Source organism: Mesorhizobium sp. P170090 (genome assembly GCF_057786115.1).
This window is the reverse complement of sequence record NZ_JBYNWH010000001.1, coordinates 6,138,274-6,158,411: the sequence shown is the minus strand read 5'-3', so window position 1 is coordinate 6,158,411 and position 20,138 is coordinate 6,138,274. Positions and strand designations below refer to the sequence as shown.

The 20,138-nt window shown below is 63.3% G+C and carries 22 protein-coding genes; 11 read left to right on the top strand and 11 right to left on the bottom strand.

Going from position 1 to position 20,138, the window contains the following annotated elements; all coding sequences use genetic code 11:
* Window positions 1-55: 55 nt before the first annotated feature.
* On the bottom strand, window positions 56-1,078 hold the full coding sequence (locus tag AC3EML_RS29715) for an NAD(P)-dependent oxidoreductase (protein ID WP_352521554.1): 1,023 nt from the start codon (window positions 1,076-1,078) through the stop codon (window positions 56-58).
* A 2-nt stretch (window positions 1,079-1,080) separates the two neighbouring features.
* Here AC3EML_RS29715 and AC3EML_RS29710 point away from each other — a divergent pair, with 2 nt between their 5' ends.
* From AC3EML_RS29710 to AC3EML_RS29700, 3 genes are all read left to right on the top strand, one after another.
* Window positions 1,081-1,821: a FadR/GntR family transcriptional regulator gene (locus tag AC3EML_RS29710; RefSeq protein ID WP_352498333.1), complete on the top strand. Its 741-nt coding sequence runs from the start codon at window positions 1,081-1,083 to the stop codon at window positions 1,819-1,821.
* 225 nt (window positions 1,822-2,046) lie between these two features.
* The gene (locus AC3EML_RS29705; RefSeq protein ID WP_023814661.1) at window positions 2,047-3,033 is read left to right on the top strand and encodes an aldo/keto reductase; all 987 of its coding nucleotides are present in this window, start codon (window positions 2,047-2,049) and stop codon (window positions 3,031-3,033) included.
* Between the two features lie 210 nt (window positions 3,034-3,243).
* Window positions 3,244-4,392 (top strand): extracellular catalytic domain type 1 short-chain-length polyhydroxyalkanoate depolymerase, encoded by a 1,149-nt coding sequence (locus AC3EML_RS29700; RefSeq protein ID WP_352521553.1) that lies wholly within the window; start codon window positions 3,244-3,246, stop codon window positions 4,390-4,392.
* A gap of 54 nt (window positions 4,393-4,446) precedes the next feature.
* Here the strand turns inward: AC3EML_RS29700 and AC3EML_RS29695 are convergent, their stop codons facing one another.
* The 3 genes from AC3EML_RS29695 to AC3EML_RS29685 all read right to left on the bottom strand — a co-directional run bounded on the left by AC3EML_RS29695 (window position 4,447) and on the right by AC3EML_RS29685 (window position 6,638).
* Window positions 4,447-5,067, bottom strand: coding sequence for a hypothetical protein (locus tag AC3EML_RS29695; RefSeq protein WP_352521626.1), 621 nt, complete (start codon window positions 5,065-5,067; stop codon window positions 4,447-4,449).
* 181 nt (window positions 5,068-5,248) lie between these two features.
* A complete protein-coding gene (locus AC3EML_RS29690; RefSeq protein ID WP_023704148.1) occupies window positions 5,249-5,854 on the bottom strand; it encodes a general stress protein in 606 nt (201 codons plus the stop codon).
* 31 nt (window positions 5,855-5,885) lie between these two features.
* On the bottom strand, window positions 5,886-6,638 hold the full coding sequence (locus AC3EML_RS29685) for a DUF4142 domain-containing protein (protein WP_023671088.1): 753 nt from the start codon (window positions 6,636-6,638) through the stop codon (window positions 5,886-5,888).
* A 577-nt stretch (window positions 6,639-7,215) separates the two neighbouring features.
* Here AC3EML_RS29685 and AC3EML_RS29680 point away from each other — a divergent pair.
* The 7 genes from AC3EML_RS29680 to AC3EML_RS29650 all read left to right on the top strand — a co-directional run bounded on the left by AC3EML_RS29680 (window position 7,216) and on the right by AC3EML_RS29650 (window position 11,519).
* Complete coding sequence (locus tag AC3EML_RS29680; RefSeq protein WP_023704146.1) at window positions 7,216-7,590, top strand: hypothetical protein; 375 nt, start codon at window positions 7,216-7,218, stop codon at window positions 7,588-7,590.
* 147 nt (window positions 7,591-7,737) lie between these two features.
* Entirely contained in the window at window positions 7,738-8,325 is a 588-nt protein-coding gene (locus tag AC3EML_RS29675) for a TetR/AcrR family transcriptional regulator (RefSeq protein ID WP_023704145.1), read from the top strand.
* Between the two features lie 107 nt (window positions 8,326-8,432).
* On the top strand, window positions 8,433-9,008 hold the full coding sequence (locus tag AC3EML_RS29670; RefSeq protein WP_023704144.1) for a DUF308 domain-containing protein: 576 nt from the start codon (window positions 8,433-8,435) through the stop codon (window positions 9,006-9,008).
* Window positions 9,009-9,125: 117 nt separating this feature from the next.
* Window positions 9,126-9,335, top strand: coding sequence for a hypothetical protein (locus tag AC3EML_RS29665; protein WP_023671091.1), 210 nt, complete (start codon window positions 9,126-9,128; stop codon window positions 9,333-9,335).
* Window positions 9,336-9,394: 59 nt separating this feature from the next.
* Window positions 9,395-9,664: a PilZ domain-containing protein gene (locus AC3EML_RS29660; protein ID WP_023726509.1), complete on the top strand. Its 270-nt coding sequence runs from the start codon at window positions 9,395-9,397 to the stop codon at window positions 9,662-9,664.
* Window positions 9,665-9,851: 187 nt separating this feature from the next.
* Window positions 9,852-10,400, top strand: a complete 549-nt coding sequence (locus AC3EML_RS29655) for a dihydrofolate reductase family protein (RefSeq protein WP_023754306.1) — start codon at window positions 9,852-9,854, stop codon at window positions 10,398-10,400.
* 684 nt (window positions 10,401-11,084) lie between these two features.
* On the top strand, window positions 11,085-11,519 hold the full coding sequence (locus AC3EML_RS29650; protein WP_023671095.1) for a hypothetical protein: 435 nt from the start codon (window positions 11,085-11,087) through the stop codon (window positions 11,517-11,519).
* Between the two features lie 311 nt (window positions 11,520-11,830).
* Here the strand turns inward: AC3EML_RS29650 and AC3EML_RS29645 are convergent, their stop codons facing one another.
* From AC3EML_RS29645 to AC3EML_RS29615, 7 genes are all read right to left on the bottom strand, one after another.
* The gene (locus AC3EML_RS29645; protein ID WP_352521463.1) at window positions 11,831-12,643 is read right to left on the bottom strand and encodes an SDR family NAD(P)-dependent oxidoreductase; all 813 of its coding nucleotides are present in this window, start codon (window positions 12,641-12,643) and stop codon (window positions 11,831-11,833) included.
* Complete coding sequence (locus AC3EML_RS29640) at window positions 12,640-13,635, bottom strand: sugar phosphate isomerase/epimerase family protein (RefSeq protein ID WP_352521462.1); 996 nt, start codon at window positions 13,633-13,635, stop codon at window positions 12,640-12,642. Before AC3EML_RS29640 ends, AC3EML_RS29645 begins: the two co-directional genes overlap by 4 nt.
* A gap of 26 nt (window positions 13,636-13,661) precedes the next feature.
* The gene (locus AC3EML_RS29635; protein WP_352521461.1) at window positions 13,662-14,429 is read right to left on the bottom strand and encodes an SDR family NAD(P)-dependent oxidoreductase; all 768 of its coding nucleotides are present in this window, start codon (window positions 14,427-14,429) and stop codon (window positions 13,662-13,664) included.
* Window positions 14,430-14,473: 44 nt separating this feature from the next.
* Entirely contained in the window at window positions 14,474-15,580 is a 1,107-nt protein-coding gene (locus tag AC3EML_RS29630) for an ABC transporter ATP-binding protein (RefSeq protein ID WP_023828263.1), read from the bottom strand.
* A gap of 25 nt (window positions 15,581-15,605) precedes the next feature.
* On the bottom strand, window positions 15,606-16,511 hold the full coding sequence (locus tag AC3EML_RS29625) for a carbohydrate ABC transporter permease (RefSeq protein WP_023671100.1): 906 nt from the start codon (window positions 16,509-16,511) through the stop codon (window positions 15,606-15,608).
* Window positions 16,504-17,439: a carbohydrate ABC transporter permease gene (locus AC3EML_RS29620; protein ID WP_023671101.1), complete on the bottom strand. Its 936-nt coding sequence runs from the start codon at window positions 17,437-17,439 to the stop codon at window positions 16,504-16,506. The genes AC3EML_RS29625 and AC3EML_RS29620 overlap by 8 nt, the downstream gene beginning before the upstream one ends.
* 80 nt (window positions 17,440-17,519) lie before the next feature.
* Window positions 17,520-18,785, bottom strand: coding sequence for an ABC transporter substrate-binding protein (locus tag AC3EML_RS29615; RefSeq protein ID WP_023700959.1), 1,266 nt, complete (start codon window positions 18,783-18,785; stop codon window positions 17,520-17,522).
* 145 nt (window positions 18,786-18,930) lie between these two features.
* Between AC3EML_RS29615 and AC3EML_RS29610 the strand changes: the two genes are divergently transcribed.
* Entirely contained in the window at window positions 18,931-20,136 is a 1,206-nt protein-coding gene (locus AC3EML_RS29610) for an ROK family transcriptional regulator (protein WP_023707591.1), read from the top strand.
* Window positions 20,137-20,138 lie beyond the last annotated feature (2 nt).

Here is a 20,138-nt window from a genome sequence, read left to right as displayed (position 1 = left end):
CTGAGGGCGAATGACTTGTGATGTGCAGAAGGCGAGGCCTGCCCATGCTTCGCTATCACTCCGCCGCCTCCACTAGCGACACCCCGTTCAACCCCGCAACGATATCCGACAGCGCCGGCACGAATTTCTCGCCATGGCCTGTTGTGACGGCCGTAGCGAACCCGTTGCGCACGGCGGCGCCGATCGGGTTGGCGATGCCGGCGGCCTGGGCGAAGGAGGCGAGGTAGGTCATGTCCTTCAGCGCATTGGCGATGGCGAAGCGCTGGGCGTTTTCGTTGCGGTTGAGGACGAAATCGAAGAAGGCCTGGTAGAAGCCGCAATCCATGCGGCTGCCGGAGATGACACTGTTGAAGACCTGCGGCGTCAGGCCGGCCTTGGCGCCGAGGCTCAGCGCTTCCGAATAGATCGCGGAATAGCCCATCGAGATGAAATTGTTGAGCAGCTTCATGGTGTGGCCGCTGCCGGTCGGGCCGGTGTGGACGATTCGCGCGGCGAAGGCCTCGAGCACCGGCCGGGCGCGGGCGACGATTTCGGCCGCACCGCCGACCATGACGTCGAGCTTGCCCTCGGTGGCTTCCTTGGGCGTGCGCGCCAGCGGCGCGTCAATCAGCGTCATGCCCTGCTCCGCGAGGTCGGCGGCAAGCGCTGTCGTCGATGACGGGTTGGAGGTCGAGCAGTCGATGATCAGCAACGGCTTAGCTGCCGCAGCAAGGCCATCCTGGCCTTTGACCAGCGCTTCGACCTCGTGCGAGCCGGTGACGCACAGGATGACGATGTCGCTCGCGGTGGCGAGCGCGCGCGGGCTTGGCGCTTCGGTGGCGCCGGCGGCGATCAGCCGGTCGGCGGCCGTGCGGCTGCGGTGGACATGCACCGTCAGCGGCCAGCCCTTGCGCAGCAGATTGTCGGCCATGCCGGCGCCCATGCTGCCCAGGCCGATGAAGCCGATGCGTTCTTTCATGCAATCCTCCCATGGCTCGTGCCAGCGGGCCGAACTTTCGTCACCTTGCGGCGGGCACCCGTCGATGCAATTCTTTGAATAAGATTCGGCCTTCGAACAAGAATCGAACCGGAGTGCCACCGATGGCGGACCCCATGACTTTCGACGCCATTCCGCAGGCGCCCAACCTGCGGACGGGTCTGGTCAACACGCTGATTGCGCAGATCGAATCCGGTGACCTTGCACCGGGGCAGCGGCTGCCGACCGAGCAGGAGATTGTTGCTGCCACAGGCGTCAGCCGCACCGTGGTGCGCGAGGCGCTGGCGGCGCTGCGTGCGCGCGGGCTGATTACCACGCGCCAGGGGCTCGGCGCCTTCGTCGCCAAGGATCCGCCGCCGAAGATTTTTTCCGTGCTGCCCGACGATCTCGAATCGATCGACGAGGTGCTGCGCGTGCTCGAACTGCGCATGGGCATCGAGGTGGAGGCGACCGGTCTCGCCGCCGAACGCCGCAGCGAGGCGGCGCTTCAACAGATGAGCGCTCGGCTCGACGCGCTGGAGGCGGCGGTGCGTGCCGGCGGCTCCGGCTCGGAAGAGGATTTCGGCTTCCACCGCGCCATTCTCGCCGCGACGCAGAACCCGAATTTCACCCGGCTGTTCGACACGTTCGGCAGCGCCATGGTCCCGCGCCATTGGACGCGGCTCGACCGGATGACGGAGGCCGAGCGGGAAAAATATCTCGACCGCATGCAGCGCGAGCACCGCGCCATTCTCGGGGCCATCGAAGCCAGGGACGTCAACGCCGCGCGCCGCGCCATGCGCAGCCATCTGACCAAAAGCTATGCCCGCTTCGAGGATCTGCGCGACAAGGCTGTTCACGATTAGGAGCCGACCACGGTTGACGGACTGCTCATCCGGCGACCCCGCCGAGATAAAGTTCGCGCATCGACGACATGTTCCTCCCGGCTCCAAATTGTTGCAATCTTGCCGGGTTGTCATACAACCCTGTAGTCTGGTAAATCCCAGGAAGAGGGATGTCAATCGCGTTGCCATGCGGTATGAGGCTCCCGAAATCAGAACCGTCATCAAAGCCGCAAGTCAGGAAGCAAAATGCAGTCACGGAAGTTTGGCCGTACCGGCAGATCAGTCAGCGAGATCGGCTTCGGCGCCTGGGCGATCGGCGCCGCCTGGGGCGAGGTCAATGACGACGATGCGGTCGCCGCCCTGCATACCGCGCTTGATGCCGGCGTCAGCTTCCTCGACACCGCCGACGTCTATGGCGACGGCCGTTCGGAAAAGCTGATCGCACGGGTGATGAAGGAACGCGGTGGCGCGCGCCCGTTCATCGCCACCAAGGCCGGACGGCGGCTGCCGAAGCAGACGGTCGAGGGCTACAGCGTCGAGAACCTCATCGGCTGGATCGACCGCAGCCTGAAATACCTCGAGACCGACACGCTCGACCTGGTGCAGCTGCATTGCCCGCCGACCGATCTCTATTACCACCCGGAAGTGTTCGAGCGTCTCGACAAGCTCACCGAGCAGGGCAAGATCCGCAATTACGGCGTCAGCGTCGAGCGTGTCGAAGAGGCGCTGAAGGCGATGCAATATCCCGGCGTCGTCAGCGTGCAGATCATCTTCAACGCCTTCCGCCAGCGCCCGGCCGAGCTGTTCTTCGCTGAGGCGAAAAAGAACGATGTCGCCGTGATCGCCCGCGTGCCGCTGGCCAGCGGCCTGCTGTCCGGCAAGTTCAGGACGGACACCAAGTTCGAGAGCACCGATCATCGCCTGTTCAACAGGAATGGCGAAGCCTTCGATGTCGGCGAGACGTTTTCGGGCGTGCCCTATGAGGTCGGCCTGGCGGCGGTCGAGAAGGTGCGGCCGCTGGTGTCAGGCGACACCACCATGGCGAAATTCGCTCTGCGCTGGATCCTGATGTTCGACGCTGTGACGGTCGTCATCCCCGGCGCCCGCAATCCGGCGCAGGCGGTTTCCAATGCGGAAGCGGCGGAGCTTGCGCCGTTGTCCTCCGAGTTGATGGCCAAGGTGAAGGCGGTCTATGATGAGAACATCAAGCCCTACGTGCATCAGCGCTGGTAACCCGGCGCCTGCCGGCCTCGACCGGCTAACTGACAAGAGGTCAGCCGGGCCAAATTGCGCTGGTCCGTCACAAGCCGTGCAGCGGATCCTGTGATCCACCGGGGTCATTTAATCGGCCGCGCCGCTTGTTATTGTGCAGTGCAGCAACGATATTCCTGCGTGTGCGTTGTGTGCACGAGTCTGCCCATTCCGGCGCGCAAGGATACCGATTTGCGAGACATATCCGATACGATCGCCCGGCTGAGCGCGATGCGCGGCCGGCCAGCCGGTGCAGGACAGAGCAAGGACGATCACCTGTCCGAGATGACAGGGTTCGGGTCCAATCCCGGCGCCTTGCGCGCGCGGTTTTATCTCCCTGAAAACCTGCCGAAGCAGGCAGCGCTGGTCGTGGTGCTGCATGGCTGTACCCAGAATGCAGCCGCTTACGATCATGGTTCCGGCTGGACCGAACTTGCTGCCGAGCAGGGTTTTGCCGTGCTTCTCCCCGAGCAGCAGCGCGCCAACAACGCCAATCTTTGCTTCAACTGGTTCGTGCCGGGCGATGTAAGCCGCGACAGCGGCGAGGCACTGTCCATCCGCCAGATGATCGAGGCGGCGGTGGTCACCCACGGTCTCGACCGCAAGCGGATATTCGTCACCGGTCTTTCCGCCGGCGGCGCCATGGCGGCGGTGATGCTGGCGACCTACCCGGACGTGTTTGCCGGTGGCGCGATCATTGCCGGGCTTGCCTATGGCAGCGCCTCGACCATCCCCGAAGCCTTCGACCGCATGCGTGGCCATGGCGGACCGTCCAGAAGCGACCTGCAGCGTCTGTTGCGGGAAGCTTCGCCGCACAAGGGGCCGTGGCCGAGGATTTCGGTCTGGCAGGGCTCGGCCGATACGACCGTGGTGCCTTCCAATGCCGACGCGGTGCTGGCGCAATGGCAGGGCGTGCACGGCCTCGCTCAAGCGCCGACACGCACGGAAAAGGTCGACGGTCAGAGCCGAAAAGTCTGGTGCGATGGCAAAGGCCGCGACGTGGTCGAGGCATACAGCATTGCCGGCATGGGCCATGGCACGCCATTGCAGGCGAGCGGCGACAATGCTCTCGGCAAAGAAGGGCCGTTCATGCTGGATGTCGGGATTTCCTCGACGCGCCACATCGCCCGTTTCTGGGGGCTGACGAAGCCAGACGTACGACGCGCGGCGAAAGCCGAGGCCGCTTCAGGCACTGCATTGCAGCCTTTCTCGCCGAAGGAAAAACCGCGAGCCGTCCGTGTCGATCCGCCCCCGGAGCCTGTCAATCCGCCAGGCGGTCCGGCGGGCGGGATTACCAAGGTCATCGAGGACGCGCTCAGGGCAGCGGGATTGATGCGCTGAGGCGGAGGCTCGCCCCCGCACACGCCCAAAAGACAAGGGCAAGCACCAGCATCATTATCGCAGCAGGCCTTCGTCCTCGAACGCATCCCAGCCCTTCAATCCGGGCGGCGGGCCGTCCGTGTTCCGGGCCTTCCTCGCAGTGCGTGCCTGCCCGGTGCCTTTTACCGCGCGCGTCAACGCGGCCTTGCCCGCGCCGCGCCGCCTGTTCTCGGCGACCTCCTGGACATCCTGCTCTCTCCACACGGTTGCCAGATCGCGGTCCAGGACGTCTTCGATGTGGCGCGGGTCGAAAACGTGGAAGGTGACAGACTTTGATCGCCCACGCATCTTGACGGTGCGTGTGCCGGTGCTTTGCAGCCGACCGTCCTTGAGCCATTTGTGGCGCTCGCGCGAAGAGATCGTAAGGATATCCTCGACCTCGCGTGGAAGCACAGGCAGCGCTTCCACTCCCTCCAGTGTTTTGGAGATATTGGCAGAGGCGGCCTTGAACGCTTCCGCTTCGGATCTCGACATTCGCAATGCGATGCGGCCCGTCTCGGCCTTGACGTGCTTCCTGACTGCCCATGGCAGTCGGGCTCTGACTTCACGTTCGATCCCCTTGGAGCGCACGGCGGACCCGAGTGTCGCTGACGGCGACAACGGCCATTCGGCAATCAGTTGCGGGGACGGGCACATGCTTTCCTGGGCTGGTTTCGTTGGTTCGATGCTAACACGGCAAGAGCCGGTCAAGCCAAGGCAACAGCGAAAAGGGGCAGGTCCGAATAGAACCCGCCCCTTATGGCCGAATCTGAACGTCGCTTGCAGTGCGCCGACAGCACCTTCGGCCCCGCCGCCGTACGGCGACGGGGCTCGATGATCAGAGTGGGCTGGCGTTGCGCGTTCTGTCGCGCTCGGCCTCGATGTCGGTGTAGGGGTCGGCATTGGCATCGAAGCCGGTCCAGCCACCGGCTTCATAGGCGCGTCGGCGGTCTTGCAGATCGACCGAGTTGGATTCGCCAAGAATACGCTCGGCCTCATCGGCGAGTTCGTCGCTGACCCTGGCGGTCACCATCGTGCCACCGCGGCGAACGCCCTCCGCATAGACATGCGCATCCCTTTCGGGGACGCCTGACTCGGTCAGCGCCCCGACGATGCCGCCGGCAGCGCCACCGACGACCGCGCCGCCAACGGCGCCGACCGCGGTGGCAGCCAGCCATCCTGCGGCCACGACCGGACCGACGCCCGGAATGGCCATGATGCCGAGCCCTGTCAGAAGCCCGCCGGCGCCGCCAATGACGGCTCCGAGACCGGCGCCGCCGGCTGCATCCTCGGCGGCGTTGGAGGTGTCGCCATCGTCGTACCAGTCGTCCGAATTGTTGGCGACGATGCTGATGTCGGCCTGCGGCACGCCGATTGCCTCCAGTTCGCCGACGGCATCGGAGGCATCATCGTAGTTGTCGAAAAGTCCTGTTACGGTTTTCATGGTCTTGATCTCCTCGATCTGGTTCAGAGGTTCAGTTGGCGCCGGCAACGACGTTGCCCTGATAATCGAGCGCCACGGTCGTGGTCTTGCCATCCTTGGTGGCCTGACCGCGCCAGATGCCCTGGTCGTCTTTGGTCAGCTTGGACACGCCGGAGAAGCCGGCATCCTGAATGCGGCTCTTCGCCTGATCCTCGGTGAAGCTGTTGGCACCCGGGACCGGGGCGGCCGGATTGGTGGTGTCGGTCGTGCTCACGGCCGGGGTGGTGGAGCTGGTGGTCGACGATGCATTGTCGGCGGAAGCGATCTTCTCGACCATTTCCTGATGCATTTTGAGCGTCGGCAAGGTCTCGGAGGCGAAGGTCTTCAGTTGCGCGTTGTCGCCGTCCTTGGCATAGCTCTCGAACAGCGTGACCGCCTCCGAATGCGCATCGCGCTGCATCTGGACATAGGGCTTGTCGACGGCATCGTTGGCATTCTGCAGAGCCTCCAGATCGGCCTTGTGCTTGGCGTCCAGCTCCGTCGGCACTTTCAGCTTCTGTTCGCCGGCGATGGTCGCAAGCTTGGCGTTGGCGGCGCCGTGATCGTCGATCATCTTCTTGGCGAAATCCTTAACGCCTTGATCCTGGGCCTTGCCTTCTGCGATCTTGCTGGAATCCACTTCGAACAGGCCGCCGATGGCAGCCTTGTCGACAAAGTCCTGAGCACTGTCGGCGGCGAAGGCGGGCAGGGCGAAGACCATGGCTGTGGCGGTGGCCAGCGAAGCTAGAAGAACACGTGTTTTCATGGACAGAAATCCTCGTTGGGGCACACATCGTGCTGTGAGCCTAACCAGTGCGGCCAAGCTTTGTTCCGCCGCCAAAGCGTTATAGCCGGGAGGGTCGATGCCGCGATGATGGCCCCTCGTCAGCGGCTTTTTGCGCCTTTGCCATGCCGACGCTGAGGACGGCGACCCGCTCGATGGGCGCCTTGCAAGTCGATCAAAAAGGGAAACGAGGCCCTTCGCCGCCGGCAAGTGAACACCGCCCGCGGTGACCTATCGAGGTTCAGCGATCGTTGCGTTCGAGGCGGCGCGCAACCTCTGTTTGTGCGACCTGCAGCAGCGTGTCTATTTCGAACATCGCCGCCGCATGGCCGCCGTCGCGAATGACACGGCGGGCGCGGTGGAGCAGGTCGGAGACCGTCCGCAGCGTTTCAGCATGGCTCGATCAATTCGACAAATGCGTGCCCTCCATCAGCCACAACCGTTGGATCGGGAGAGTGTTCCCAAAGTTAGCGGCCGGCCGGGCGAATGACTGTGACGCAGGCAGCGGAACCATCCTTGTCCGTTGGCCGTTCCCCCTGCCTCAACGAAAGGAACAGCCATGGCCGACAACGACACCCCGAAGGACACCGCGAAGGACACCCCCAAGGACACCCCGAAGATTTCCGCCCGAGAGGCCCAGGAGGCCCTGGAGAAGCAGGTCGCATCGCTGAGGCGCGAGATCAGCAAGATCAACCGGACGCTTGCCGACCGCGCAGAAGATGCCGTCGGCGAAGCCGGCGGCTGGTACGGCAGCGCGACCGAGCGCGCGGCACGGGCAACGCAGCAGCTGAGATCGCAGGCGCAGACGGTGTCCGAAGCCGTCCAGCAAAATCCCGGCACCATCAGCAGCGCTTTCGTGCTTGGTGGCATTGCCGGGTTGTTGATCGGCATGCTGCTCGGGCAAAGCCAGGAACGCGACCGAGGCTGGTTCTAGCGAGGTATCTTACGACCTATTGCGCCCGCCGGCTTTGCCGGCGGGCCTTGTATTTATGGACGCCAGATCAGTATCGCTTGAGTGAAAAGCTCCCCGCTCCGAAATTCGGCGTTGACGGCTAGTCCTACTAGTAGGTAGGTAAACGCCATGAGCAACCTTGTGGCGACCTCCGATCAGATTCTGGCGTCCGCGCGAAACTTCATCGTGGCCGGCGGCTACAACGGATTCAGCTATGCCGATATCGCCGGCGAGGTGGGGATCCGCAAGGCGAGCATCCACCATCATTTCCCCAGCAAGGTCGATCTTGTCCGCACGCTTGTGGCGCGCCATCGCGAGCGTACCGAGGCCGGCATGGCAGATCTGGAAAGTAAACTCCCAGACCCGCTTGCACTGCTTCAGACCTATGCCGACTACTGGGCAAAATGCATCGAGGATGCGAGCGTTCCGTTTTGCGTCTGCGCGCTGCTTGCCAGCGAACTCCCGGCGCTCCCGGCTGAAATTGCCGTCGAAGTGCGGGCTTACTTCAGGTTTCTGTCGTCCTGGTTGACCAGGGTCATGGAGCGCGGCGCCGAGCAGGGGGTTCTCGGATTTGCAGGCTCGGCGGAGCTGGAGGCAGAGACCTTCATGGCGACCGTTCATGGCGCCATGCTGTCCGCGCGCGCCTATGGCAACCCCGCCATCTTCGGCGCCATTCTGACGCCGACCGTTCAGCGTCTGTCTCGGAAGGTTCACTAACAGGGAATTTGCGCGACAGGGGCGGCGAGCCCCTCCGCCGAATTCTCTTCGACGCATCCATCGTACCTACCTTCTAGTAGGTAAACACAAAAAAGGAAAATCCGAAAATGCTTGTCAAGACGAATGAAGCCAACCAATCCTCGTGGCTCAAGAGCTACTATTTCATACGCTTTGCCGTGGCGGCGGCCTGGGTGCTGCTGGCCTTTACTGCCTCCAGGACAATGCCGTCCCTGGCAGCCATCATGTTGGTCGCCTATCCCGCCTGGGATGCGCTGGCCAATTTCGTCGACGCCCAGCGCAGCGGCGGGCTAAGCCGCAACAAGACGCAGCTGCTGAATTTGGTCATCAGCATCATCACCACGGCGGCGGTCGCCATTGCTCTGGGCAAAAGCATGAATGCGGTGCTCGCGGTGTTCGGCGTCTGGGCGGTCCTGTCGGGCCTTTTTCAGTTGGCAACCGCAGTCCGGCGCTGGAAGTCCGGCGCGCAGTGGGCAATGGTGCTGAGTGGCGCCCAGTCGGCGCTGGCCGGCATCTTTTTTGTGAGGATGGCTGGCAGCGCTGCGACGGTCGGCATCACCGATGTCGCGCCCTATGCCGCGTTCGGCGCCTTTTACTTCCTGGTCTCGGCAGCCTGGCTGACGGTGAGCGACGCGCGGCGCAAGGCGGCTGAGGCCGCCGGCTGAGGCGCCGATCGTTCGAAACGGGATTTGTGGTCGGCGCCGCCCGCGCGGCGCCCTCGACAGGTGAGTTGAGTTTCCCTGCCGCGGTCGTATGTTGTTGACCGTAGTGGAGGATCACAAATGCCCATTCGACGCAAAGCCACCGAGGCCGGCGTTTTGCAGCCATCCGAACTCGAGCTGTTGGGCCGTGTATTCGAGCAGCTTAAGCGCGACGGTCAGTCGCCCGAAGCACGCGACGCCATCGCATCCCGGATTATCGCGAACTATATGGCCGGCGTGGTCGACGAAGCCGAGCTCGTCAGTCTTTCGAGGCAACCGCTGGGCCGGTAGTGCGCTTTCCATTCCGGGTTCAGAAGAGTTTCAGGTCGTCAAATCAGAGGGATAAGGCAATGCCGGCTGACCCACCGATAGAGCGACGGTCGCATATCCGTGATCTTGTTCTGAAGGAAGCGACAATCCGCGTTGGCGACGCCAGTATCAATTGTCTGGTTTGTAACCAGCACGCCCACGGTGCGGAGCTGCGGGTGAAGGCCGATATCGCAATCCCCGACCGTTTCGTGCTTCACGTGCCGGTCGATCATACCAGCTATCGCGCCGTGGTGCGGTGGAGACGGAACGAGCGACTTGGGGTGCAACTCGATTCGGGACGGCAGGCGTAGATGGCGGTAGCCGGGACGGATCACCCAGCTGTTCAAGTGCAGGGTTGATGGGACAAGGCAGGGCTCGTTTGCGGCACGAACGCTTCTTTCCATGCTGCTTGCGATTTGCAATCAGTTGCGATAGCGTCTGACTGCTTGCAAATTACAAGCGGTTAATCCGTGAACCGACTATGTGAAGGCGCTGCTTATGGCCAAACTTATCTTGGGAATGAACGTTTCCATCGATGGCTATGTCGATGACCTTGCCGGAAATCTGGTCATGGGCGCACCAAGCCAGAAGCACTTCGAGTACTGGATCGAGACGATTCGCAACCATACCGGCGCTGTGTATGGCCGCCGGATGTACGAGGTCATGCGCTATTGGGACGATGATCACGCGGAATGGGACGCTCCGCTTCGCCAGTTCGCGACACTCTGGCGCAAGCTGCCCAAATGGGTCGTTTCGCGCACACTTTCACGGGTAGGCCCAAACGCCACCCTCATCTCCGGCGATATTGAAGCGCAGATTCGCGAGATCGCGGCCCGCACGGAGGGTACCCTGAGCGTTTCCGGTCCGGAACTGGCCGGCCTTATGACCAGGCTGGGGCTGATCGAGGAGTATCACCTGCACGTGAGGCCGTTCGTGCTCGGCAAAGGCAAGCCTTTCTTCCACGAGGCAAGGCCTGCGCTGCAACTGGTGTCGAGCACATTGATCGATGACGATACGGTTCATATGATCTATGTGCCGCGAGGCTGAACGATAAGGCGCTTCAGCGCCAACATGCGAACCTGGAGAGGGCCTGGTCCCGGCCTTCGCGCCGAGGTCTCACATGTCAGCTTGCGTGCTGGGTACCCAAGCAGCAGAGGGTCTGCTGTCGGCCCAAAATCTGCCGGTCAGCAATGCGCCCCATGCCGGTCAAAGAGGCCTTGCCGCCGTTCCTCCATAAGCAGACATTGCAGACCTACAAGGACATCGCTTTTACGCCCGAAGCGCCGCTTGGGTTGGTCCTTCAGTGACCTGGCGGCCCAAGGGCGTCGTCCTCCACCGCCCGACCTCGTCCGCAACTCATCGTTGCCGCCAGCGGCTCTGCTCCTGGCCTTCCCGCGATGACCGAGCGGGTAGTGAAACATCATGGTCAAGCCTGAAAAGCAAGGTCCAACGTAGCCGCCTTTCCGGGCCTGCGTCATCATCGTCCAGCAGTTCAGGATCCTGCGTGCGCCAGCCGGGTCCGTCGGGTCGGCCGGCCGCACAGTTTTTTTCATCCCGCTGGAACATTGGCGAAGGAATGCAGTTGGTGTCGCTGCAGATGCCGCCGCGTGGTGCCTGTGGGCGATTGGTGGCAACACCTGATCGGCCGCCGCTCCTTTACGAGGCGGCTTAGCGTGTGAGCCAATCCTGCAGCAAAGGCCTTGGGATTGGAACGACCAACAGGAGGCAGTCATGAAGCACCAGACACTCGATCAACTCCAGTCAGTCGCGGACATCAGTCCACTATCGCCGGCTCTGCTGGCTACAAGGACGCAACGGATAGAGCGGTGGGCGGAACTGCTCTATCGAAATCCGACGCGCTCCCTTGTGGCTCTCACCGGGACTGAGCATCTGCATCCCTCTGTCCGCGGAGAAGCGCGCGCGGTCGGATCGGCGATCAGTGTCGCCTTTGACGATCCACTGCTGCGTGCATCGGGCATGCAATCGGATACCTACGGGGAAGCCAGACGCTTCTTCGAACTCTCCGATTGGCAGTTGCATGAGATCGTCTGCAGTTGCCACACCGGCGCCACCATGCAGGCTGGCTGGGCCGCCGGGCGTGTCCGCAGGGTCCTCAATGGGAGCAAGATATTGGCTTGGCTGAGAAAAGGATTCATGCCGCACTGAGACACAGCGCTCGCGCCTGAAGAAGCATGCAGGCTCCAGCAGAGATTGCGTCGGCTCCGCGAAGGCATGGCTGACCTCAATGGAGTAGGGCGGCCGAGTTGCTTGCGACTTCAGAAATGACGTTCACCATTGCTTAGTGGACCTCTGGTGCGTCACATGTGCGCTTCGTCAGCGGTATAGCCTGCCAATCCCTCCACAGCCGTTTTGACGCTGCGAAAAGCTCGAGGCGTGAGGGGGCAATTTAACCCAGGAATCCCGAAAACGGACCTTCCGCTTTCGGCCCCGAAATTGAAATCCGAGGCACCCCGCCATCACCCCGGAAAGATCGTAAACCCGCCATCGACGCGGAGCACCTGCCCATTGATAAATCGTGCGCGGGGGCCGGCTAGAAAGGCCACCGCCTCGGCAATCTCCTCCGGCTCGGCATAGCGGTTCAGCGACTTCTTGCTCGAATCCATGCGCTCCGGATCGACCGTGCGGGTCGCCTGGAAGCGTGCCGTCTTCGTGGCGCCTGGGCTGACCGCGTTGATGCGCACGCCGTCGTCGATCAGTTCCTTGGCGAGACAGCGCGTGTAATGCACGACCGCGGCCTTCAAGGTGGAGTAGACGACCTCGGGCGAGCAGCCGAGATGTGCCGCCGCCGACGCGATGTTGATGACGGAGCCGCCGCCGCGCCGTTTCATCGGCGGCACGAAGGCCTGGCAGACCAGCATCGTGCCGATCAGATTGTTCTCGGTGAGCACGCGGATGTCGTCCAGTTCGATGTCGAGGGCGTTGTTGGGGTTCGGCTTGCCGCCCTTGGCGCCGATGTCGCCGCCGGCGCAATTGACCAGCACATGCACGTCGCCGAGATCGGCCTCGATCTTGCGCTTCATCTCGGCCACCGCCTTCTGGTCACCAATGTTGCCGGTTACCGACGTGACCTTCGTGCCGTGCCGCTTCAGGCGTTCGACCACTTCGCCGAGATTGGCGAACTCGCCATATTTGGCCGGCGCTTCCTCGTCCATGTCGTGGATTGCGACATTGGCGCCGAGTTCGGCCAGGCGCTCGGCCATCACGCGGCCGAGGCCACGGCCGGAGCCGGTTACGAAGGCGGTCAGTCCATCGAGTTCACGTGCCGTCATCGGATCTTCTCCATCAAAACAAATTTGCGCATGTTGGCGGCGCTGCGCCGGATCATGTCGAGCTCATAGGAAACCAGGGAAGCATCGGCTTCGCGCTCCCAGGGGGTGCTTGTGTCGGCATCGTCGGGCAGCCGGTTGCGCTGGGCTGCCGCCAGGCAGGCGGCAAACTCGCGCGCCGTCTTCGGGGGATATCCCTGCCACCAGTCGTCACTGAGATAGCGGACATGCCGCGCCTCCAGGGCGCCCGGTTCGAGAACGGCGGTCATGCGATCGTGGTGCTGGCCAAGAATGGCGAACAGCTCGGCAAACGGCACCGCACCGTCGCCGATGGCACAACGGATCAGCCGGTAGCCTTCGGTCGTGAACTGCACGCGGTAATCCTTGAGGTGGACATGGCGGACATATGGGGCGATCACCTTCGTGAAATCGAGCGGCGCTTCGCCGACCGGAAATGTGTTGCCGGTGTCGAAGGTGACGCCCACACTGTCACCACCGACGGCGCAGAAATCGACGAGTTCCCGGCTGGTAAAGTCCTGGTGGTTTTCGATCGCAAGGACATACCCTTCGGTATTCGCGCGGGGACCCCATTCCACCAATCGCTCTCGAATGATGCCGACGTACTCGCTCCATTTTTCGCCGGCGGCGTTGCGGTCGCCGCAGAGAATGGGCGTCAGCGCCGTCCGGATGATTTTGGCCTTGAGCAGGCGCGCGGCCCGAAACGCATCGTCGAGCGGTTCGCCCACCAGCAGGCCGCCGCTGACGACCGGCGTGATGCCAATACCGGCGAGCCGTTCGCGCAGCGCGATCACCGCGTCGTCGGAAAGCTCGGTCAGCCATGGCACCCAGATCTCCAGCACGCGCGCGCCGAGATCGGTCGCGAGCGCGATGAAACCTTCGAGCCCCGCTGGCTGCGGATTGGCGCGTGGCGTGCCGCGGCCCTGGAGGCCGAGATGATAGGTCAGGCCGTAGGGGTTCAGGCCGACCTCGAGCATGAAGCGATCCTTTGAGTCAGGTGTGGTCATCTCAGGCCGGCATCCACGGTGATCGACTGCTTGGTGATCATGCGGCTGTCATCGGCGGCGAGGAACAGCACCGTGCGCGCGATCTCCTCGCCGAGCAGAACCTTGCGGATCACCTGGCGCTGCACGACCTGATCGACCGAACCTTGGGTCTTGTACCAAAGCTCCCGCTGCCGGTCGGTGATGACGGCGCCCGGCTCGATGGCGTTGACGCGGATGTTGTCGGGGCCAAACGCCCGCGCCAGCGCGAAGGTCAGCCCGACCACCGCAGCCTTGGCCGCCGCATAGGGCGCCATCTCTGAGGCGCCGAAACGCCAGGCGATCGAGGAAAAATTGACGATCGAACCAAAGCCCACTTCCTTCATGTGCGGATGCACGGCCTGGGCGGCAAAGAAGTGGTGCCTGAGGTTCACATCCTGGGCATGGTCCCATGTCGCCTGGGTCACGTCGGCGACCGGCTGGCGATTGTCATCGGCGGCGTTGTTGACCAGCACCGCGACAGGCCCTAGGCGGTCGCGCACCGTGCCGATCGCGGCCTGGAGGGCGGGGATATCGGTCACATCGCAGCGCAGGAACAGGGGCGCGTGCGCTGCCGCGGCGGCGAGTTCCCGCGCGAGCGCCTCGCCGGCCTCCTGCTGCAGATCAAGAAACGCCACTCGTGCGCCATTGGCGGCGAAGGCGCGGACCGTGTCGGCGCCGATGCCCGACGCACCGCCGGTGATCAGCACGACACGCTCGGACAGGCTCGGATAGGTGGCGAAGGACAAGGCGGAACTCTTTTCAGATCAAGCTTCGGTCAGATCGGGTCAGATCAGATCAGGCGTTGGGTCGTCGGGTCGAACAGGCAGGCACGCGCCATGTCGATACCGAGCGTCACCGTCTCGCCCATAAGCGGCGTGCCGTCGGGGTCGAAACGGCCGGTGATCTCCTTGCCGCCCAGGCGCAGGACGGCCATGGTCTCCGCGCCTGTCGGCTCGACCAGTTCGACCACTGCATTGATCTGCGCGATGCCCGGCTTGCGGCGCGCAAGGTCGGGATCGAAGCGGTAGATGTGCTCGGGACGGATGCCGAGCACGAGCTGTCGCGGCGTGTCGGATGGGAGCGCCTGGACCATCGGCAGGCTGGCCGTCTTGCCGTCGGCGGTCTGCAACACAACAGTGGCGCGACCGCCTTCCTGGCTCAGTTCGGCTGGCAGAAAATTCATCGCCGGCGACCCCATGAAGCCGGCGACGAACATGTTGGCCGGACGGTTGTAGATCGTGGCGGGATCGTCGAATTGCTGGACCTCGCCCTGGTGCATCACGGCGATGCGCGATGCCAGCGTCATCGCCTCGACCTGGTCGTGGGTGACGTAGACCGTGGTCTTGCCGACGCGGTGATGCAGCTTCTTGATTTCGGTGCGCATGTCGACGCGCAGCTTGGCATCGAGATTGGAGAGCGGCTCGTCGAACAGGAACAGTTTGGGATCGCGCACCAGCGCCCGGCCCATGGCGACGCGCTGGCGCTGGCCGCCCGAAAGCTGTCCGGGCTTGCGCCCTAGCAGCGGTTCGATCTGCAGGAAGGCGGCAACCCGCTTGACGGCCTCGTCCTGCTGCGGCTTCGGGACGCGGCGGCTTTCCATGCCGAAGGTGATGTTCTCGCGCACCGTCATCGTCGGGTACAGGGCATAGGACTGGAACACCATGGCGATGTCGCGGTCCTTCGGCGCCACCGAATTGACCAGCCGCCCGTCGATGCGGATCTCGCCGGAGGTAACGGATTCGAGCCCGGCGATCATCGCCAGCAGAGTGGACTTGCCGCAGCCGGACGGTCCGACCAGCGCGATGAACTCGCCGTTCCGCGCTTCGAGATCGATGCCCTTCAGCACCTCGACCGCGCCGAAGTTCTTGCGCAGCGATCGGATGATCAATGTCGACATGCAATGCCCTTCACTTGATCGCGCCTCATTTGATGGCACCTTGCGTCAGGCCGCGAACAAAATACTTGCCGCCGAAGAGATAGATCAGCAGCGGCGGCAGCGCGCCGATCAGCACGGCGGCGCTCATGACATCGTAGGCGCGCACATTGGTGCCGCTTGCCGTCAGCGCGACGAGCGCTGCCGTGATCGGCTGTTGCTGCCCGGAGGTGAAGACGACGCCGAACAGATATTCGTTCCAGATGCCGGTGAACTGCCAGATCACCGTGACGATCAGGATCGGTGAGGAGAGAGGCAGAATGATCTTGCGGAAGATGCGCCAGAAGCCGGCGCCGTCGATGCGCGCCGCCTTGATCAGGTCGTCGGGGATGCTGACGTAGTAGTTGCGACAGAACAAAGTGGTGAACGAAATGCCCTGGATGACGTGGATGAGGACGAGCCCGTAGACCGAATTGCTGAGGCCGAGATTGCCGAGGATGAACGCCCACGGCATCAACGAAATCTGGCCCGGAATGAAGACGCCGAGCAGCATGCAGGTGAACAAAGCTTCCGAACCTCTGAAGCGCCATTTCGACAGGATGTAACCGTTCATCGCGCCGACCGCCGTCGAGATGATCGTGGCCGGGATCGTCATCTTCAGGGAGTTGTAGAAGTTGCGCTGCATGCCCTCGCAGGTGCCGCCGATGCAATAGGTGCTCCAGGCCTGGCCCCAGGCATCGAGGCGGAAGCTGCGCGGCAGCGAGATCAACCCGTTGCGCGCGATCTCCTGCTGGTCGCGGAATGAATTCAGCACCACCACCAGCAACGGGACCAGGTAGATCGCCGCGAAGACGACCAGCAGCCCATAGATGGCGAAGCGGGTGAGAAAATGCCGGCGCGACGCGACTGCGGCAGCGCGACGGTCGAGCGACTGGTCCAGGGAGACGTCAGCCATGGCCGGCTTCCTTGCGCCGGCGCCAGACCACCCAGAATGAATAGGGCACCAGCACCACGGCAACAGCGGCAAGCATCATGATGGCGGCGGCCGCACCTTCGCCGATCTGGCCGCGTTGGAACATCAGGTCATAGACGTAGATGGCGGGGAAGGTGGTCGAGATCCCCGGGCCGCCTTTGGTCAGGGCCGCCACGAGGTCGAAGGTCTTGATGGCGAACTGGATCTGGATGACGGCGACCGCCAGGAAGATCGGCGCAATGGTTGGCAGAAGCACCTTGCGATAGATGCGGAACGTCGATGCGCCGTCGATCTGCGCGGCCTTGACGAGGTCCTGATCCACCGAGCGCAGGCCGGCCAGGAACAGCGCCATGGCAAAGCCCGAGGCCTGCCAGACACCGGTGATGATCACCGCGTAGATCGCATAGTGCCGGTCGCTGGCGAGTGCGAAACTGAAGCTCGCCCAGCCGAAACCGCGCACCATGGCCTGGATGCCGTCGGTCGGATTGTAGAGCCAGCTCCAGACCGTGCCGGTGACGATGAAGGAGACGGCCAGCGGATAGAGGAAGATCGTGCGCCAGGCCGCTTCGCCGCGCACGCGCTGGTCGATCAGGATCGCCAGCAGCAGTCCCACCGCCATCGAGCCGACGATGTAGAAAGCGCTGAAGAAAAACAGGTTGTTGTAGGCGATGTTCCAGCGCCGGTTCGCCCACAGCGACGCGTAGTTCTCGAGGCCGACGAAGCCGTAGGTCGGCAGCAGCGAGGAGTTGGACAGCGAGATATAGAGCGTCCAGCCGGTGAACACGAAGACGTAGACGAAGCTCGCCACAAGTGAGGGGCCGAGCACGAGCAAGGGCATCGCGGAGCCCAGCCGCTCGCGCCAGGGGCGGGCGGGCGTCGGTACCGACAGGATCAGGTCGTGATTTGACATTCAGAGTACAGCATTGGCAGAGCACGGGACTGAAAGGGAGGACGGCCGGGCGGATAGGCATCGCGCCCGGCCATTCCCGTCTATTTCTGTGCTTCCGCCGCGTCGGCCATCGCATTGGCGCCATCCTCGGGCGACATGTCCGGCGTCGCCACGAACTCGGTAATGGAGTCCATGATCGCGCCGCGCATCTTCTGCGGGATGGTCATATTGTGCGCCATCGAGCGGACCAGCGTGCCCTCCTTGATCGAAGCCTGCAGATCCTTCTGCGAGAGCTGCTGGCACGGATTGAAGCCCTTCGACAGATCGATATCCAGGCGTGCGGGGATCGAGCCCTTGGCCTGGTTGAAGACCGTCTGGAAGTCGGGCGACAGGATCAGGCTGGCCAGCAGCTTCTGGCCGTCGATGTAATCCTGGTCCTTCTGCTTGAAGAACACGACCGAGTCCGAGTTGAGGATGAAGCCGGGTTTGCCCCAATCGGTCGGCGCCTGGGCGCAGACATAGTCGGTGCCTTCCTTGAAGCCGGCGGCGGTCAAAAGGCCGATCGTCCAGTCGCCCATGATGTGGAACGCCGCGTCGCCCTTGCCGACGAGCGCCGACATCGAATCCCAGTCGCGGCCGACCATGCCCGGATCCATGTACCTGCTCGTCATCAGGCGCATCTGCGTGAAGGCCTTGACCATCCCCGGGCTGCGCATGGACTCGACATCGCCTTCGACGAAGGCCTTGCGGTAGAGATCGATGTCCTGGCCGTAGAGCACGACCTCGAACACCGTCGAATCCGTCCAGTCGGCGGTCGAATGCGAGATGCAGATCTTGCCTGTGGCGACGATCTTGTCGCAGGCCGCATTGAACTCGGCCCAGGTCTTCGGCATTTCCGCCACGCCGGCCGCCTGCATGACCTTGGGCGAGGCCCAGAGCCAGTTGATGCGGTGGATGTTCATGGGCGCGGCGACCCATTTGCCGGTCGGCTTCATCACCGGAAGCAATTCCGGCGCCACCACTTTCTCCCACCCTTCCGAGGCCGCCAACTCGTCGAGATCGGCGGTCATGCCGGTCTCGTTCCATTCGGCGATCTCAGGGCCCTTGAGCTGCACGGCAGGCGGGGCATTGCCGGCGATCACGTCGGCGCGCAGCTTGGCCAGCGTATTGGCGGTGTGGCCGGCGATCGAGGTCTGTTCCCATTTGCCGCCCTTGGCGGTGAACATCTCGCCGAGCTTGGCGATCGCCTGGGCGTCCGATCCGGTCGCCCACTGGTGCAAAAGGTTCGTCTTGGGTTCGGCGAAGGCTGCCCCGGCGAAAAATGTGCACGCAGCAGCGGCCGCAAGCGCGGTCATGACGGACTTCATCGTTTCACTCCCATATCGTGTTGCACGGTTCGTCTCGACCGCTTATGGCCGCGGTTTGAAGCCGCCGCCGGCGAGATGCGTCAATCTCGAGTTCTTTCCAAGATGACATATTGGAGCTATCAGTCAACGATGTTTATGTTGAGCCATGACAAAACCTTCGCTTAGAACCTGGCTGATCGACAGACCCTCCGCGTCGCCGGAGAGCATGATCGTGCGCTGCCTGAGCGAGCGCGGCGCACTCTCCGCGTTGCAGATCGCACGCGCCACCGGTCTGGCGCGCTCGACGGTGTCAACCGCGCTTAACGGCTTGAAAAGGTCTGGAATGGTGATCGAAGCCCCGACCAGCCGCGACGGCATCAGAGGCATCGGCAGGCCAGCCGCGGCGGTGACGCTCAATCCGACAGCGGGCACCTGCGTCGGCATTCACCTGGCTCTTCAGCAGATACGGCTCATCGTCGCCGATGTCTCGCATTCCGTCATTGCCGAACAAAATATTCCAATGGCGCTGGACTACCAGCCGCAACAGGCGGCCCAGGCGGTCAAATCGGCGATTGCCCAATCCTACAGGGAAAATGGTCTGCCGATGGCGGGGCTCCTGGGGGTTGGTGTCTCCGTCTCCGGCCCTGTCAGCCGCGATGGAGTGGTGCTGCGCGCAAGCATGGTTCCAACATGGGCCGGCGTCAACATACGAGATGTGTTCGGACCCGTCCTGGAACAGCCGATCTTCGCCGACAATGAGAGCAACTGCGCGGCCATTGCCGAGCTGATGTGGGGTGCGGCCGTCGGCCAGGACGATTTCGTGCTGTTCAAGATCGATCTGGGTGTCGGCGGCGCCATTGTCCAGCATGGCCGGCTGGTGACGGGCGTCGCCGGCGGCGCCGGCGAATTCGGGCACATCAGCATCGATCCCGGCGGCGACCTTTGCCGCTGCGGCAATCGCGGATGCCTGGAGCTCTACGCGAGTTTTACCCGGCCGCTGGAACAGATTTCGCGTGTCGTTGGGCGGCAAGTCACCATGGACGATGTCATCGCCATGGCCGAGCAGGGCGACGTCAGGGCGTTGCGGATGATCGAGGATACCGCCGAGATCGCCGGCCGGGGTCTCGGCCTGATCGGCTCGGTGCTCAATCCGCCGCTTATCATCATCGGCGGCCACATGGCTTTGGCAGGGGACATTCTGTTGACGCCGCTGATCGCGTCCTATGAACGCCATACGCTGATCAAGTCCCGCGATATCGCTCCCGCCCTGCGCACGCGCATCATCGTTGGCAAGCACACCGAGAACGATGCCTTGCTGGGCGCGGTCGGCCTCGTTTTGAGACACCAGACGAAGGAACTGTCGCTGGGGTGATC